The organism is Qipengyuania aestuarii, from assembly GCF_019711535.1.
Lineage (GTDB): Bacteria > Pseudomonadota > Alphaproteobacteria > Sphingomonadales > Sphingomonadaceae > Qipengyuania > Qipengyuania aestuarii.
Genome location: NZ_JAIGNP010000002.1, coordinates 479989 through 495880, shown reverse-complemented (window position 1 = coordinate 495880; position 15892 = coordinate 479989). Strand labels below are relative to the sequence as shown.

14 protein-coding genes are annotated in these 15892 nt (G+C 62.1%); 8 read left to right on the top strand and 6 right to left on the bottom strand.

All coding sequences use genetic code 11. From position 1 onward, the window contains the following. The first annotated feature begins 44 nt into the window (after positions 1 to 44). Positions 45 to 1061 (top strand): RluA family pseudouridine synthase, encoded by a 1017-nt coding sequence (locus K3175_RS07570; RefSeq protein WP_425594836.1) that lies wholly within the window; start codon positions 45 to 47, stop codon positions 1059 to 1061. A gap of 123 nt (positions 1062 to 1184) precedes the next feature. Next, the gene (rpoH, locus tag K3175_RS07565) at positions 1185 to 2090 is read left to right on the top strand and encodes an RNA polymerase sigma factor RpoH (protein ID WP_221542755.1); all 906 of its coding nucleotides are present in this window, start codon (positions 1185 to 1187) and stop codon (positions 2088 to 2090) included. A gap of 78 nt (positions 2091 to 2168) precedes the next feature. Here the strand turns inward: rpoH and K3175_RS07560 are convergent, their stop codons facing one another. Beyond that, the gene (locus K3175_RS07560) at positions 2169 to 2912 is read right to left on the bottom strand and encodes an SDR family oxidoreductase (RefSeq protein ID WP_221542754.1); all 744 of its coding nucleotides are present in this window, start codon (positions 2910 to 2912) and stop codon (positions 2169 to 2171) included. A gap of 100 nt (positions 2913 to 3012) precedes the next feature. Here K3175_RS07560 and K3175_RS07555 point away from each other — a divergent pair, with 100 nt between their 5' ends. Continuing rightward, positions 3013 to 3393 (top strand): winged helix-turn-helix transcriptional regulator, encoded by a 381-nt coding sequence (locus tag K3175_RS07555; RefSeq protein ID WP_221542753.1) that lies wholly within the window; start codon positions 3013 to 3015, stop codon positions 3391 to 3393. Positions 3394 to 3508: 115 nt separating this feature from the next. Here K3175_RS07555 and K3175_RS07550 read toward each other — a convergent pair whose 3' ends face one another. Beyond that, positions 3509 to 4255 (bottom strand): SDR family oxidoreductase, encoded by a 747-nt coding sequence (locus K3175_RS07550; RefSeq protein WP_425594829.1) that lies wholly within the window; start codon positions 4253 to 4255, stop codon positions 3509 to 3511. A 101-nt stretch (positions 4256 to 4356) separates the two neighbouring features. Here K3175_RS07550 and mtgA point away from each other — a divergent pair, with 101 nt between their 5' ends. Together mtgA and K3175_RS07540 are read left to right on the top strand one after the other, a co-directional pair. After that, complete coding sequence (gene mtgA, locus K3175_RS07545; RefSeq protein ID WP_221542752.1) at positions 4357 to 5025, top strand: monofunctional biosynthetic peptidoglycan transglycosylase; 669 nt, start codon at positions 4357 to 4359, stop codon at positions 5023 to 5025. Positions 5026 to 5210: 185 nt separating this feature from the next. Beyond that, entirely contained in the window at positions 5211 to 6131 is a 921-nt protein-coding gene (locus K3175_RS07540) for a cation diffusion facilitator family transporter (RefSeq protein ID WP_221542751.1), read from the top strand. Positions 6132 to 6148: 17 nt separating this feature from the next. On the opposite strand, the gene K3175_RS07535 is transcribed toward K3175_RS07540, so the two are convergent. The 4 genes from K3175_RS07535 to K3175_RS07520 form a co-directional block, all read right to left on the bottom strand. Next, positions 6149 to 6394 (bottom strand): phosphotyrosine protein phosphatase, encoded by a 246-nt coding sequence (locus tag K3175_RS07535; RefSeq protein ID WP_224812133.1) that lies wholly within the window; start codon positions 6392 to 6394, stop codon positions 6149 to 6151. An 83-nt stretch (positions 6395 to 6477) separates the two neighbouring features. Continuing rightward, positions 6478 to 7734: an ATP-dependent Clp protease ATP-binding subunit ClpX gene (clpX, locus tag K3175_RS07530; RefSeq protein ID WP_221542750.1), complete on the bottom strand. Its 1257-nt coding sequence runs from the start codon at positions 7732 to 7734 to the stop codon at positions 6478 to 6480. A gap of 182 nt (positions 7735 to 7916) precedes the next feature. Next, positions 7917 to 8630, bottom strand: coding sequence for an ATP-dependent Clp protease proteolytic subunit (locus K3175_RS07525; protein WP_221542749.1), 714 nt, complete (start codon positions 8628 to 8630; stop codon positions 7917 to 7919). Between the two features lie 160 nt (positions 8631 to 8790). Then, positions 8791 to 10434: a methyl-accepting chemotaxis protein gene (locus K3175_RS07520; protein WP_221542748.1), complete on the bottom strand. Its 1644-nt coding sequence runs from the start codon at positions 10432 to 10434 to the stop codon at positions 8791 to 8793. Positions 10435 to 10916: 482 nt separating this feature from the next. On the opposite strand from K3175_RS07520, the gene K3175_RS07515 reads away from it, so the two are divergent. Genes K3175_RS07515 through K3175_RS07505 form a run of 3 tightly spaced genes read left to right on the top strand, consistent with a single transcriptional unit; the run spans position 10917 to position 15847 of the window. Next, complete coding sequence (locus K3175_RS07515; protein WP_221542747.1) at positions 10917 to 12953, top strand: TonB-dependent receptor plug domain-containing protein; 2037 nt, start codon at positions 10917 to 10919, stop codon at positions 12951 to 12953. A 41-nt stretch (positions 12954 to 12994) separates the two neighbouring features. Beyond that, positions 12995 to 14482: an amidase gene (locus tag K3175_RS07510; RefSeq protein ID WP_221542746.1), complete on the top strand. Its 1488-nt coding sequence runs from the start codon at positions 12995 to 12997 to the stop codon at positions 14480 to 14482. Next, positions 14483 to 15847, top strand: coding sequence for a cation:proton antiporter (locus tag K3175_RS07505; RefSeq protein ID WP_221542745.1), 1365 nt, complete (start codon positions 14483 to 14485; stop codon positions 15845 to 15847). Positions 15848 to 15892: the final 45 nt, after the last annotated feature.

The following is a 15892-nucleotide window of genomic DNA, read 5'->3' as shown; positions in this document are numbered from 1 at the left end:
TTGCCGCGGAAAGCAGGATCAAGGGCTGGTCGCGGGCCAAGAAGATGGCGCTTGTCCGCGGCGACTGGTCGAGGATTTCGGAACTGGCAAAGAAAAAGGACGGTGCTTCGACAAGCTCAGCACGAACGGAAAATCTGACTGGCGTGGTTGCCGCCGCAGCCCGTTTGGATAAGGCGCTGGCCGAGGCGAGTGGATTGTCGCGCGAGCGGGTCAAGGGGCTGATCGCCGAAGGGATGGTCACGATCGGCGGCAAGCCTGCCCGATCCGGCTCCGCCAGGCTGTCCGGCGGCGAGGACTATCGCATCGCCCTGCCCCCGCCCGAACCGCTGGCGACAGCGGCGCAGGACATCCCGCTCGACGTGATGTTCGAGGACCAGCACCTGCTGGTGGTGAACAAGCCGGCGGGCATGGTGGTGCACCCCGCCGCAGGCAATCCCGACGGCACGCTGGTCAATGCGCTGCTGCACCATTGCCGAGGCCAGCTGTCGGGGATCAACGGCGTGGCGCGGCCCGGTATCGTCCACCGGATCGACAAGGATACCTCCGGCCTGCTGGTGGTCGCCAAAAGCGATGCGGCGCATGAGGGGCTGGCGAAACAGTTCGCCGACCATTCGATCACCCGCCGCTATCTCGCCGTGTGTGCGGGCCATCCCAATCCGCCAGCCGGAACAGTCAGCGGACGGCTCGGCCGGTCGGACCGGGATCGCAAGAAGATGGCCGTGCTGCCGGACGACAGCACGCGCGGCAAATACGCCGTCACGCATTTCGAGACGCTCCGGCGGCTGGACCACGCGGCGCTGATCGAATGCCGGCTCGAGACGGGGCGTACGCACCAGGTCCGCGTTCACTGCGCGTCAATCGGTCATCCGCTATTAGGGGACCCTGTCTATGGACGTACTCCCAAGCCGCTCCGCCCGGTGCTTCAGCAGCTGCAATTCGCCCGCCAGGCGCTTCATGCAGCACGCCTCGGATTCAGCCATCCTATCAGCGCTGAAAGCTTGGATTTCTGCGCCGAATTGCCTTCAGATATGCGGGAACTCATCGACGAAATCGCACGTTGAAATCGATGAAACGCGAGTGCAATTCCGGCTACGTCCTGCTACAAGTGAATCAGTGGCCCGAATGACCGGATGCCCATCAGGGGTCCGGCAAGCGAGGTCGACGATAGAAAGGTCAGGGTTAAAGTGAGTAGTTCCAGAAGTTTGAGCGTTCCAGCGCTTGGTGGTGAGCAGAGCCTCAACCGCTATCTTTCCGAAATCAAGAAATTCCCCGTGCTGACGCAAGAGCAGGAATACATGCTCGCGAAGCGCTACGAGGAACACGAGGACAGCGAAGCTGCGGCGCAGCTCGTTACCTCGCACCTGCGGCTCGTGGCGAAGATCGCCATGGGTTATCGCGGCTACGGCCTGCCCGTTTCGGATCTCATTTCCGAAGGCAATGTCGGCCTGATGCAGGGCGTGAAGAAATTCGAAGCCGACCGCGGCTTCCGCCTCGCCACCTATGCCATGTGGTGGATCAAGGCGAGCATCCAGGAATATATCCTGCGCAGCTGGTCGCTCGTGAAGATGGGGACGACCGCCGCCCAGAAGAAGCTGTTCTTCAACCTTCGCCGGATGAAGAAGAACCTCGACGCCTATGAAGACACCGACCTGCATCCGGACGATGTGAACAAGATCGCGACCGATCTCGGCGTGCCCGAGCAGGAAGTGGTCAACATGAACCGCCGGATGATGATGGGCGGCGATGGTTCGCTCAACGTGCCGATGCGCAATGGCGAAGAAGGTTCGGGCGAATGGATGGACTGGCTGACGGACGATCGTCCGCTGCAGGACGAAACCGTCGCCGATGCCGAGGAAAAGGAAGTGCGTCACGACATGCTGCTGGAGGCGATGGACGCCCTCAACGAGCGTGAGCAGCACATTCTGACCGAACGCCGCCTGACGGAAAATCCACAGACGCTGGAAGAACTCAGCCAGGTCTACAACGTCAGCCGCGAACGCATCCGCCAGATCGAAGTGCGCGCTTTCGAGAAGCTGCAGAAGGCGATGAAGGCAATCGCCGGAGAAAAGCTTCTCCCCGGCGTGGCCTGAGACCAAGACTGCTAAAAACACGAAAAGGGGTGCATCCTTCGCGGGATGCACCCCTTTCTCGTTAGGCTACCTGTTTGCTCAGAATTGCTTGGTCATCTCCAGCGCTTCGTCGAACCGCCCTTCTGCTTCCGCATTGCGCAGGAAGAGCACATTGTCGGTAAGAACCTCCGCCGGTGTTTCTTCCCACTCGAAGCTTTGCATCGTCTCGTCGATGAACTGGCCCAGCGGCATGTAGCCTTCACGCGTGGACTGGCCGGGTGTCAGCTCGGTCTGCACGGCGGGGGGAGCAATCTCGATGATTTCCACCTTCCCTTCCAACTTGGCGCGGAGCGACACGGTATAGCTGTGCATCGCCGCCTTGGTTGCCGAATAGGTCGCCGTGCGGGGCATGGGCACGAATGCTAGGCCGGAAGTCACGTTCACGACCGCGGCATCGTCCTGCGCCTTCAAATGGTCGATCAGGGCATCGGTCAACCTGATCGGGCCAAGCAAATTGATGGCGATCGTCGCCTCCATGTCGTCAAGATCACGCGCGCCGGTAATATCCTCGAACCGCATGATCCCGGCATTGTTGACCAGCACATTCAGCCCCGGGTGCGCTGCCAGTACCGCCTTCGCAAAACGCGCGATGTCCGCCGTGTCGGCCACATCCAGCACCATGGGGTGGATATTGGCATGACCCGCCGCCGTTTCTGCAAGCGCGCTTTCCGTCCGCCCGGCAACGATCACGGTGTTGCCGAGATCGTGCCAGCGATGCGCCAGCTCGCGCCCGATGCCGCTTCCGCCGCCGGTAATAAGAATGGTATTGCCACTGATTTTCATGATGTCTTCCGTTTGTTGTGTGGACAGACAGCGAGATAATCCAATACTATCCTTTAGAAAGAAGGCACCGAAAAGTGCTGTACTTACCCAGGAGTAAGAAATGGCGAATGCGCCGGTTACGAGCTATGCGGACGACGAAAAAATCGATCTGTTGGTCAATGAGACCATCGCGCGCGTAGCGGATAAATGGACATTCCTGCTGATCGAAGCGCTGGAAGATCGCGGCGCAAAGCGGTTCAGCCAGCTGTCGCGCGATGTACCGGGTATCAGCCAGAAGATGCTGACCCAGACGCTGCGCCAGATGGAACGTGAAGGCCTGGTATCGCGCACCGTCTTTGCCGAGGTACCGCCCCGGGTGGAATATGCGCTGACCGATCTCGGTCACGATCTGGGCGAGGCGTTCTGCGGCGTATGGCACTGGGCGGAACGCAATATCGGGCGGATCGAACAGGCCCGCAAAGATTTCGACGCACGCGCCTGAGACCGGTTTCCCATTTCGTGTTTTTAATCAAGGATATCCGGGACAGCCGCGAAGGCATCAGTTCAATCGCTTACGGCGGCGCCTGCACCCAAGGGCGCTAGCGCCACCGGCGCAGCTAACGCGAAGCGATCATGTCGAGTTTCTCGTCGAAGCTGCCGTCCTTCTCCGCGTGGCGGAGCGGTTTCACATTGTCGACAAGCACCTCCTCGGGCGTCGGATCCTGCGCAAATTGCGCCATGCTTTCGGAAATGAAATCGCCAAGCGGCATGTAGCCTTCCCGGTGCGATTGTCCGGGGGTCAGCTCGGTCTGGACGCCGGGCGGGGCGAGTTCTATCACTTCGACCTGCCCTTCAAGCAATTTGCGCAGCGAGACGGTGTAGGAATGTATCGCCGCCTTGGTGGCCGAATAGGTCGCCGCCTTCGGCATGGGCACGAAGGCAAGGCCGGATGACACATTGATGAGCACCGCATCGTCAGCGTGCCGCAGATGATCGATCAGCGCATCGGTCAGGCAGATCGGTCCCATGAGATTGATCGAAATGACCTTCTTTGCATCGGACAGGTCGCGGGCCTGCGTGATATCCTCGTAAGGCATGATGCCGGCATTATTCATGAGGACGTTCAGCGCGGGAAAATCCTCGATCAGCTTCGCGGCGAAGCTCGCCACCTGCCCCGCATCGGACACATCGAGCTGGCGCACATGGATGTTCTCGCGGCCCTTCGCCGTTTCTTCCAGATCGGACACGGTACGCCCGGCAACGATCACGATATTGCCGGCATCGTGCCAGCGCTGCGCATATTCGCGTCCAATCCCGCTGCCACCGCCGGTAACGAGAATGGTATTGCCGCTATTCTTCATCATGCATTTCCTTCGGGTTTCGAATGACAACGAAGAAGCGCCTTATCGTGTCCGGCGATTTGTAGGAGTTGCGCGCGCCCGCGCGGCTGATTAACCGCGTGACCATGAAACGGTTACTTTTCTGGTTTGTGAAACTGGCATTCGGCCTGCTGGTGCTCAGCCTGCTGCTAGTCGTCCTGTTCAAATTCGTGCCGGTGCCCGTGACGGCGACGATGGCGATGGATGAAAACGGCATCACCAAGGACTGGGAGCCGTTGGCCGATATCGATCGCAATCTGGTCCGCGCGGTGATTGCGGCGGAAGACGGCAAATTCTGCGCTCACGACGGCTTCGACCGCGAAGCGATCGAGAAGGCGATGGAAAGCAATGCCAAGGGCGGGCGCATCCGTGGCGGCTCGACCATCAGCCAGCAAACGGCCAAGAATGTGTTCCTGTGGCAGGGCGGCGGATATTTCCGCAAAGGGCTGGAGGCCTATTTCACGCTCCTGATCGAAAAGATCTGGGGCAAGCGGCGCATCATGGAAGTCTATCTCAACGTCGCCGAGACGGGGATCGGCACCTATGGCGCCGAAGCCGGGGCGCAGCGCTATTTCGGGAAGAGCGCCGCATCGCTGACCCCGCTGGAATCGGCCCGCATGGCAGCCGCGCTGCCGCTGCCCAAGGAACGATCGGTGAAGAATCCGGGTGGCTGGCTGCGCCGACACGGCAACACCATCTCGGCACGGATCGGCCAGGTCCGGCGTGACGGTCTCGATGCCTGCGTCTACGAATAGCGGCAAAGCATTTACCAAGCGCGTGCAGCATTTACATCGCCTTAGGCCCGATCGCAGCCGTCAGGACTGGCTTGGCGCGGTGCCGTGATATCGTATCAAGCTGATTTAACGCGGAATATCCTTGAATGGCGCTCCGCCTTTGCCGTAGTTGAGAGAACGCGTCGCAACCTAGGGGAAAACGCATAATGGGTATCGGGCACAGCCACGATCACGCACATGCCCCCGGGGGCGGACATGCCCATGCGCCGGCAGATTTCGGCCGTGCGTTCCTGATCGGCATCATCCTCAATACCGGTTTCGTCATTCTCGAAGCCACTTATGGCTGGCTGTCGGGGTCCATGGCGCTGATCGCCGATGCGGGACACAATCTGTCGGACGTGTTGGCCCTGCTGCTGGCCTGGGGCGCCAGCGTGGCGGCGAAGAAACCGGCGACGTCGCGCTTCACCTATGGCTACAAGAGCTCAACCATCCTCGCCGCGCTTGCCAATGCCGGGCTGCTGCTCGTGGCCATCGGGGCGATCGCCTTCGAAACCTTCAATCGCATGGCAGAACCCGCACCCGTCCAGGGCATGACGATGGTGATCGTCGCCGGGATCGGGATCGCGATCAATGCCGGCACGGCGGTGATGTTCATGCGCGGGCGCCAGCACGACATCAACGTACGCGGCGCCTTCCTCCACATGGCGGCAGATGCGCTGGTCAGCCTGGGCGTGGTCATTGCCGGCTTCGCGATCCTGATGACCGGCGCGCTCTGGATCGATCCGGTGGTGAGCCTGGTGATCGTGGTGGTCATTGCCTGGGGCACCTGGGGCCTGCTCAAGGACAGTGTCGAGATGAGCCTGCTGGCCGTGCCCAAAGGCGTGTCGGAAAGCGGCGTGCGCGGTTATCTGGCCGGGCTGGAGGGCGTGACCGAAATCCACGATCTGCACATCTGGCCCATGTCCACCACCGAGACCGCGCTGACCGCCCATCTCGTCATGCCGGGAGGCCATCCGGGTGATGCCTTCCTGCGTGAAGTGGCCGAGGAACTGGAGCACCACCACCGGATCGGCCATACGACTTTGCAGATCGAAATGACGCGCAAGCCCTGCGGGATAGATTGCTAATTGAGGCCTGGCGGCCGTCAGCGGCGCAGATAGGGATCAAGCTTGTGCTGCAATAGCTCGACTAGCGCGGGGTCCATGAAGCGATAACGGTCCGGAATACCCAGATTGACGATCGACTTCCCGCCGGCCTCGGCAGGGAATCTGGTCCGGATGATCTTGCGCTGGCGCTGCTCCATGCAGAAGATGCGGTCAGCCCATCCGACAAGCTCCGCATCAAGCGGGACTTCGGCATCCGATGCAGTTCCGGCCGAAAGGACATGCAAGTCCTCCCGGCCGGAGTAGATCTGTTCTGCTGTCGGGCTTCGCCAGCGGTTCTTGCCGCAGACGAAAAGGACGCGGACTATGTTCAGGCCGCTTCTTCCTTCGCGCCGTGGACCTGGATCGGGTCCTTCTTGCCTTCGACCACATCCGCATCGATCACGATTTCGGTGACGCCGTCCATGTCGGGCAGGTCGAACATCGTGTCGAGAAGGATGCCTTCCACGATCGAGCGCAGGCCGCGGGCGCCGGTCTTGCGGGCGATAGCCTTCTCGGCGATCTTCTGCAGCGCATCCTGCTTGAAGGTCAGCTCCACATTCTCCAGCTCGAACAGGCGCGCATACTGCTTGCACAGGGCGTTCTTGGGTTCGGTCAGGATCGTGATCAGCGCATCGGTATCGAGATCGCGCAGCGTTGCGATCACCGGCAGACGGCCGACGAATTCGGGGATCAGGCCGAATTTCAGGAGATCTTCCGGCTCGCCCTTCTCGAGCAGTTCACCCACGCGGCGCTTGTCCGGATCGGCGACATGCGCGCCGAAGCCGATCGAACGCTTCTGGAGACGGTCTGCGATGATCTTTTCAAGGCCCGCAAAGGCGCCGCCACAGATGAACAGGATGTTCGTGGTGTCGACCTGCAGGAATTCCTGCTGCGGATGCTTGCGGCCGCCCTGCGGGGGGACAGAAGCCGTAGTGCCTTCCATCAGCTTGAGCAGCGCCTGCTGCACGCCTTCGCCCGACACGTCACGCGTGATCGAGGGGTTTTCCGCCTTGCGGGTGATCTTGTCGATCTCGTCGATGTAGACGATGCCGTGCTGGGCCTTCTCGACATTATAGTCGCTGGCCTGCAGCAGCTTCAGGATGATGTTCTCCACATCCTCGCCCACGTAACCGGCTTCGGTCAGCGTAGTCGCGTCGGCCATGGTGAAGGGTACGTCGAAGGTGCGCGCCAGCGTCTGTGCCAGCAGCGTCTTGCCGCAACCGGTAGGGCCGACGAGCAGGATGTTCGACTTGGCCAGTTCCACATCGCCCGACTTGCCGCCGTGCTTGAGACGCTTGTAGTGATTGTGCACCGCGACCGAGAGCACGCGCTTGGCGCGGTCCTGGCCGATCACGTAATCGTTCAGCGTCTCGAAGATTTCCTTGGGCGTCGGAACGTCGCCGTCCTTCTTGCCCGAGATCCCGGCCTTGGTTTCTTCGCGGATGATATCGTTGCACAGTTCCACGCATTCATCGCAGATGAACACGGTGGGCCCGGCAATCAATTTGCGAACTTCGTGTTGCGACTTACCGCAGAAACTGCAGTACAGCGTGGATTTGCTATCGGTTCCGGTCAACTTCGTCATTTCCTGCTCTGCCCGCGCCACCTGTGAAAATCAGGGGATTCGCCGACTCTAGGCCGGTGCGGGCTTGGGTCAATATCATAGGTAACGCAAACCCCTTGCCATAAGCTGAAGGCTAGGGGCCGCGTTAACCCGAAGGACGCTGATGCATCCCGCCACTGGTCTATGCCGACGGCATGCAGCGCTTATTCGGGCGCGCCGCCGGAGCCCTTGTCTTCGTCCTTCACGGGTTCAGGCTCGCCCTCGTTCTCGGGGCGTGCTTCGAACACCTTGTCGACGAGACCGAACTTCATCGCCTCTTCCGCTTCGAGGAAGGTATCACGGTCCATCGCCTTCTCGATCTCGTCGAGGCTGCGGCCGGTATACTGGACGTAAAGATCGTTCATGCGCTTGCGGATCCGCAGGATCTCGCGCGCCTGGATTTCAATGTCGGATGCCATGCCGCGGGCCCCGCCTGAAGGCTGGTGGACCATGATCCGGGCATTCGGCAGCGCGATACGCATGCCGGGTTCGCCTGCGGCAAGCAGGAAGCTGCCCATCGAGGCGGCCTGGCCGATGCAGACGGTCGACACGCGCGGCTTGATGTACTGCATGGTGTCGTGGATCGCCATGCCGGCCGTCACCACGCCGCCGGGCGAATTGATGTACATGCTGATCGGCTTGGACGGATTTTCGCTTTCGAGAAACAGCAGCTGCGCCACGATGAGCGAAGCCATGTTGTCTTCCACCTGGCCGGTCACGAAAACGATGCGTTCGCGCAGCAGGCGGCTGAAGATGTCGAACGCCCGTTCGCCGCGGCTCGACTGCTCGACCACGGTCGGCACCAGCGCTCCCGTGATGGGATCGCGGTCAAACTGGCCCTGACTGCCGTGCGCATCGCTGCCGAAAAGGTCGATCATGAGTATCCTTCCGTCTGAATTTCGGACGCCTATGTCGCCATGCCGGGCGCGATGTTCAAGGGGTCAGTCGCGCATCAGGATGACTTTCCCCCGCCCGCCTCACCTGCGGGCCATTTGCGTACACATCCAGTTGCCCAGTCTCACGCCGCGAGTGTGCCGATCACGCCGCGCGCACGTGTTCCAGGAACTCGGCAACCTGAGTGCGGAGCACTTCGGCCCGGCTTTCCAGCGATGTGCATCCGGTGAGAACCTGGCTTGCGGCGGCGCCGGTAGCCAGGGTCATGCGGCTGACCTCGTCCATGTCGCCGCTGACCATTTCGGCACTGCGCGCGGCTGCGTCGATGCTCCGCGCCAGATCCTGCCCGGCAACCGCTTGTTGATCCACGGCGGCGGCAATCGAGGTGGAGGTGACTCCCAGCTGGCCCACTTCCTCGGTGATCTTGCGCAAGGCTCCGGCGCTGGCGGAAGAGGAGGACTGGATTAGCTTGATCTGCGCTTCGACTTCCTGCGTGGCGCGGGCGGTCTGGGCGGCCAGTTCCTTCACTTCGCTGGCAACGACGGCGAACCCGCGGCCTGCCTCGCCCCCACGCGCGGCCTCGATGCTGGCGTTGAGGGCGAGCAGATTGGTGCGCTGGGCAATCTGGCCGATCATCTCCACCACCTGTCCGACATGGGTGGCCATCTCGTCGAGATCGCCGATCGTGCGATCGGCATCCTGCGCCGCTTCATTGGCCTGCCCTGCACGCTCCGCGCTCGACGCTGCCTGGCGGCTGATTTCGCCGATCGACATCACGAATTCATCGCTGGCCGCCGCGGCGCCGGTCACGCCCTGGCTGGTCTTGGCCAGCAGATTGGTCGCGTTCACGACGCGCTGCGACGACTGTTCCGCGTTTTCGGACATGACGAGAGCGGCATCCTTCAGCTGACCGCTGGCAGCTGCGACGTCCTGCGCTACCTCGCCGACCATGTGCTCGAAAGCGTCCGCCAGGTCCTGCAGCATGGCGACCCGCTTGTCGCGTTCTGCCGCAGAAGCGACCTGGGTTTCCAGCTCGTCATTGGCGGCCAGGCGCGCTTCTTCCTGCATCAAGCGCAAGCTCTCGAGCGCACGCGCCATTTCCCCGATTTCGTCCTGGCGGTTGAGCTCGGGGATTTCGAGATCGCTCGCGCCGGCGGCAAGCAGCGAGCTGGTTTCGCCAATGTTGCGGATCGGCGCGACAACCCGCCGCGTCATCATCCTGCGGCCAAGGAACAGCGTCAGCAGAGAGAGGACACCGAGAATCATCATCACCAAAGCGTAAAGCTGGATTTCCGCCTCATTGGAGATGGTCAGATCCATTAGGCCGCTTTCACCTCGATCGCGAAGAAAACTGGACAGGTCCCCAATGGCGTAACCGTCCTTGAAGATCGGAACCACGCCTTCGTAAATTTCTTCTTGCGGAGTGGTATAGAGCGCGTTGAGACCCGCCTTCATCGCGGCCAAATGCTGGCCTATTTCGTTGACCCGCGACAAAGCTTCTTCGTCGTCGCTTGCATAAGCGCCCTCAAGCCTGGCGTGGGTCTGCATCGCCTTTTCAACCAGCGCGATCGAAGCGGAAAGATCTTCGGGATCGTTGCCCTCGTCGAGAAAATTGCCGAGGCTGCGCTGCGACGCGTGCACATCGGCACTGAGGCTGGTTGCCAGCAGCACGCCTTCGCCAATCTCGTCGAGATCGGTGGCATGGGCCTGAATGAGTTGGAACCCCAGGGTCGCGACCAAGCAGATGATCAGTACCCCCGCAGCACAGGCCGCGAACAATCCGTTCATCTGACTGGAGATCGAGCGGCCTCTCGAACCGAAGAAGGAGCGGGAGGGACTGGCTGCGTCATGGGTGCTGTAGGACACTTCGCAAAAACTCGCTGTATGGACATCGTTTCGCGCCTGCCGACGCGTGAAGCCGTTACCTGTTGTCGTGTATTCTGACCGAAGCTAATTTGCGCCGCGCTTGCAGACTGCGCAGATATCGCGCCGGGCCAGGAATGTGCCCCTAGGGCATAGCGGTAAGCGAAGCGTTAAAGACGTGAGATATTTCTAATACCGCCAGGTCGCTGCGTGGGGACGGAGCACTCCATTGGGGCCCACCGGGCCCGTTGCTCTCGAAACTTTCGCTCGTCGTGGGAATATGGCCGTTCATCGACACTCGGTTGGGTTCCTTGCGTCGTGCCCTAGCGGGAAGGTGAAATAAGGGGGTGCTTTTCGTGTCGAACAGGTCTGCGAGCTTGATAGCGCTTGTCTCGGGCATTTGCTCGATGACGCCGCTTGCCGCGCAGGATGCCGTAGATGCCTCGGTCATCGACCAGACACCGGCAGGAAGTTCGCAGATGACGCGAACCTTCGAGCCCGCCTTCTTTGCCGAATATGCACCGCGCAATGCGCTGGACATGGTCAGCCGCATTCCCGGCTTTTCGATTTCGGGCGGCAATGACGGCCAGCGCGGTCTCGGCCAGGCCGACCAGAATGTGCTCGTCAACGGAAAGCGCTTTTCGAGCAAGTCGGATTCGCTGAGCGATCAGTTGCGGCGTATTCCCGCCGCCGACGTGGTCAGGATCGAACTCGTTGACGGGAATACACTCGATATTCCGGGCCTGACGGGCTTGGTCGCCAATGTCGTCTACGTTCGCCGGGGGGCATCGGGCCAGTTCCGGTGGGATCTCGGCTTCCGCCCGTATAATGCGGATCCCCGGTGGTATGGCGGCGAAGCCTCGCTCACGGGCAGTAGCGGCGCACTCGACTTCACCGTATCGCTGTCGAACGAGAATAACCGTTTCGGGGCCGATGGAGATACTCTGGTCTACGCGCCCGACAGCAGTCTGACGGAAGAGCAATATTCCCGCTTTTCAGGCGCTTTCGACAATCCGAAGCTCGCCACCAACTTCACCTACACGCTCGGTCCGGCATCTATCGCCAATCTCAATCTGAGTTACGGCGAAGATTTCTACAATCGCGACGAGTTCGAAACCGGCATCCCTGTTTCTGGCCCGATCCGCCAGCGCAGTTCGTTGGTGCGCGAAGACGGGCCGGAATATGAAATCGGGGGCGATGTGGAATTCCCACTCGGCCCCGGAAGCCTGAAGCTGATCGGCCTGGAGCGGTTCGAGCGCGACAATTACGAAAACACCCTCGTCGACAGCTTCTCGGACGACCGGCCTGCAATCGGTTCGCGCTTCCGGCAGACCAATGAAACCGGAGAGCGGATCGGCAGGCTCGAATACCAGTGGAACATGCTGGCATCCGACTGGCAGGTGGCAGGAGAAGCCGCGTTCAACCGGCTGGACCGGCGTTCTTCGCTGTTCCGATTGGGCGAAACGGGTGAATTCTTCGAACTCGATTTTCCTGCCGGGACCGGGGGCGTGGCCGAAGACCGCTATGACACCAGCCTGTCATGGTCAAAGCCGATATCCTCCGCTCTGTCGGTCCAGCTCATCGGCGGCATGGAATTCTCCACGATCGAACAGACCGGCGCGGCTGCCAATGCCCGCTCGTTCAAGCGGCCCAAGGGATCCCTGGCCGCGACCTGGAAGCCGCAAGATAATTTCGACGTTTCGCTGACACTCGCTCGCCGCGTCAGCCAGCTGTCGTTCGGCGATTTTCTGGCCAGCGTCTCGCTCGGCAACGACAATCAGAATGGCGGCAACAACCAGCTCGTCCCCTATCAGAGCTGGAATGTCGAGCTGCAGGCGAACAGGAATTTCGGCGAATGGCTGTCGCTTCAGTTCGATGTCCGGCAGGCTTGGTTCGAGGATTTCATCGACTGGTTCCCGCTGCCCGATGGCGGTGAGGCGCGCGGAAATATCGGCGATGCCCAGCGCCTCCACCTCGGCCTCGATGCGACGGTGCGGATGGATACGTTTGGGTGGAACGGCGCGCGCTTCGATGTGCGCCTGCGCTCACGGGACATGGACGTGACCGACCCCTTCACTGGAGAAAGCCGTGCCTTTTCGGGCGACACGGTCGATTTGATCGATGTCGATTTTCGCCACGATATCCAGCAGAGCAACTGGGCCTGGGGCGCAAGCCTGTTTTCCGAAGGTAAGGTCCCCTATTCGCGCCGCTATGAATTCGGTCGCGAATGGGAAGGCCCGACTTTCGTGACGCTGTTTGCCGAGCACAAGGATGTCATGGGGCTGACCGTACAGGGCCGCGTCCGTAACCTGCTAGGCGCACGGGACCGGTTCGAGCGGACCGTATACGACACCCCCCGCCCCGATGGCCTGCTGGCTTTCAGCGAGAGCCGGGATCGCCGCATTGGCCCGACCTTCGAGCTGTCGATTAGCGGAAGCTTGTAAACCACGCTTGCAATACCGGGCCGCGCTGTCACGGTGCCTGCATGATATCGCGCATCGCAACACTCGCCGCCCTTCTCGCCTCCGCGCCGATCATGGCGCAACAAGCCGGCCCCAATGCCCAAGCCTATCTGGATCGGATTGCGGCGCTGGACGATGCCGGGCCGCAACTGAATGCCGTTATTTCGGTCAATCCCGATGCCCCGGCCGAGGCGATGGCCGCAGACGCCGCGAACCTCCTGCTCGATGGGCGGACAGTCCTGATCAAGGACAACATCGAGACGCGCGAATTGCCCACCACTGCGGGAAGTCTGGCGCTGGCCGGCAATCGCACGAGGCGCGATGCCCCACTGATCGCCAATCTGCGCGCCGCCGGCGGCGTAGTGCTGGGCAAGACCAATCTGTCCGAATGGGCCAACATACGGGACAACAATTCCACCAGCGGGTGGAGCGCGGTGGGCGGCCTGACCCGCAACCCGCATGCGATCGACCGGAACAGCTGCGGTTCGTCCTCCGGTAGCGGGGCTGCCGTAGCCGCAGGATTTGCCTGGGCCGCGATCGGGACCGAGACCAACGGCTCGATCACCTGCCCTGCCAGCATCAACGGCGTCGTCGGCTTCAAGCCCAGCGTCGGCCTCGTCAGCCGCACGCATGTCGTGCCCATCTCCAGCACACAGGACACGGCAGGACCCATGGCGAACAGCGTCGCCGATGCCGCTCTTCTCCTTTCCGCCATCGCCGGCGAGGATGCCGCCGACAGCGCCACCGTCGGCGTGCCGCGCCGCGCCGATTATCACACCGGCCTGGCCGGTTTCCCGCTCGAAGGCGTGCGCATCGGGGTGATGCGCGGGCAGCAGGGCGACCGGCAGGACGTGCGCGACGTCTTCGATACGGCTCTGGCCGATCTGGAATCAGCCGGTGCCGAACTGGTCGAGATCGAATTCGAGATCAACGAGGAAGTCTACGGCGCCAGCTTCACCGTGCTGATGTATGAGCTGCGCGAAGAGATGGGGAAATATCTCGCCAGCCTGCCCGGCGACGACATGCCGCGCACGCTGGCCGATCTCATCGCCTTCAACCAGGCGCATCCGCAGGAAGAGATGCGCTGGTTCGGGCAGGATCTGTTCACTCTCGCCGAGAGCACCACCGATACCGAAGCTTACATCACGGCCCGCGCGACCGCCCTGCGGATTGCGGGCGAAGAGACGCTCGACAGGCTGATGGCGGACAATAATGTCGCCTTTCTCGTCGCGCCCACGCGGGGTCCGGCATGGGTCAGCGATCTGGTGAACGGCGACAATTTCAATGGCAGCATCGGCTTCGGCACGCCCGCCGCGGTCGCCGGCTATCCGCATCTGACCGTACCGATGGGCGCGGTCGAGGATCTGCCCGTGGGCCTCAGCATTTTCGGCGGCAAGTGGAAGGATTTCGAGGTCCTCCAGCTCGGCGCCGCCTATGAGGCGGTGCGCAGCGCCGAGCTGCCGGAGCCCGGCTTCGAGCGCTGGCAGGCCGCCGCCGGCCGGGGCAAATAGATGGAATTCGATCCACGCATCTTCATGTTCGTCATCTTCGGGCTCGGGCTCACGCTTGCGGTGACGCTGGAGCGCGTGCTGGCGCGTTTCTGGCTGTCGCTGCCCATCCTCTATGTCGGCATCGGCTTCCTGCTGTTTTCGCTGCCGCTCGGCCTGCCCCACATCAATCCCACGGTCGACGGGTTCGACGCGGTCGCGCTGGAATATCTCACCGAATTCATCGTCATCGCCTCGCTCATGGCGGCCGGGATCGCGATCGACCGGCCGGTGAGCTGGCGCAACTGGCGGCAGATATGGCCGCTGCTGGTGATCGCCATGCCGCTGACCATCGCCGCCGTCGCGCTGATGGGCTGGTGGATGGTCGGCCTCGCCCCGGCCAGCGCTCTGCTGCTGGGCGCAGCACTTGCCCCGACCGATCCGGTACTCGCGCGCAGCGTACAGGTCGGCCCGCCGGGGCAGAACAAGCGCCATGACGTGCGCTTCTCGCTCACCGTCGAAGCCGGTCTGAATGACGGGCTGGCCTTCCCCTTCACCTATCTTGCCATCGCCGCGATCGGGATGACCTCGCTCGGCATGTGGACGGTGCAATGGGCCGCGCTCGATCTGGTCTGGCGCATCGCCGCCGGGGTGGCCGTAGGCTGGGCCGTAGGCCGCGCGGGCGCATGGTACGTGTTCGAGCGCGAGGCGGATTCTCCGATCGAGGAGATCGACGAGGAAAGCGAGAGCGCTGACCAGCCGAAATATTCGACCAGCGAAGGCCTAGTCGTACTCGGCACGCTGCTGCTCGCTTACGGCCTGGCAGAGCTGGCCGAGGGATACGGCTTTCTCGCCGTTTTCGTAGGTGCCGTGACCGCCCGCCAGCGCGAGAACCGCAGCCGTTACCACAAGCTCAGCCACCATTTCATCGATCAGATCGAACAGATCGTGCTCGTCATCGTGCTCTTCGGCTTCGGCGCCATGCTGGCGGGCGGCGTGCTTGGCGCGCTGACCTGGCAGGGGGCGGCCATCGGCATCGCGCTGATCTTCGTGATCCGCCCGCTGGCAGGGCTGCTATCGGAATCGGTGTGCAATCTGCCCCTGCCCGGCAAGCTCGCGGTCGCCTTCCTCGGCGTGCGGGGTATGGGTTCGATCTATTACCTCGCCTACGGCCAGAACCACGGCAAGTTCTTCCAGTTCGACCAGCTCTGGGCCATCGCCAGCTTTACCATCCTGGTGTCGATAATCGTGCACGGCATCGTGGCCGGTCCCTTCATCCGCATGATCGAAGAACGCAAATGGCACATCCATCTGGGCGAGGACGAGGGCCTGCCCAGCCTCAGCCCCGAAAACCCCAGGATCGTGCGAAAGTCCGACAGCGAAGCCTGACGGTCGCACTCACGACCTTGGCGGGCCTGGTGCAACCGGTGCGTG

What these genes read in the sequence shown, in the direction of transcription:
- K3175_RS07505 (WP_221542745.1), top strand. Translation starts at nt 14,483, where the DNA reads ATGGAATTCGATCCACGCATCTTCATGTTCGTCATCTTCGGGCTCGGG.
- K3175_RS07525 (WP_221542749.1), bottom strand. Translation starts at nt 8,630, where the DNA reads ATGATCGACCTTTTCGGCAGCGATGCGCACGGCAGTCAGGGCCAGTTT.
- K3175_RS07520 (WP_221542748.1), bottom strand. Translation starts at nt 10,434, where the DNA reads ATGAACGGATTGTTCGCGGCCTGTGCTGCGGGGGTACTGATCATCTGC.
- K3175_RS07560 (WP_221542754.1), bottom strand. Translation starts at nt 2,912, where the DNA reads ATGAAAATCAGTGGCAATACCATTCTTATTACCGGCGGCGGAAGCGGC.
- K3175_RS07515 (WP_221542747.1), top strand. Translation starts at nt 10,917, where the DNA reads ATGACGCCGCTTGCCGCGCAGGATGCCGTAGATGCCTCGGTCATCGAC.
- K3175_RS07510 (WP_221542746.1), top strand. Translation starts at nt 12,995, where the DNA reads ATGATATCGCGCATCGCAACACTCGCCGCCCTTCTCGCCTCCGCGCCG.
- K3175_RS07555 (WP_221542753.1), top strand. Translation starts at nt 3,013, where the DNA reads ATGGCGAATGCGCCGGTTACGAGCTATGCGGACGACGAAAAAATCGAT.
- clpX (WP_221542750.1), bottom strand. Translation starts at nt 7,734, where the DNA reads ATGACGAAGTTGACCGGAACCGATAGCAAATCCACGCTGTACTGCAGT.
- mtgA (WP_221542752.1), top strand. Translation starts at nt 4,357, where the DNA reads ATGAAACGGTTACTTTTCTGGTTTGTGAAACTGGCATTCGGCCTGCTG.
- K3175_RS07540 (WP_221542751.1), top strand. Translation starts at nt 5,211, where the DNA reads ATGGGTATCGGGCACAGCCACGATCACGCACATGCCCCCGGGGGCGGA.
- K3175_RS07550 (WP_425594829.1), bottom strand. Translation starts at nt 4,255, where the DNA reads ATGATGAAGAATAGCGGCAATACCATTCTCGTTACCGGCGGTGGCAGC.
- K3175_RS07570 (WP_425594836.1), top strand. Translation starts at nt 45, where the DNA reads ATGGCGCTTGTCCGCGGCGACTGGTCGAGGATTTCGGAACTGGCAAAG.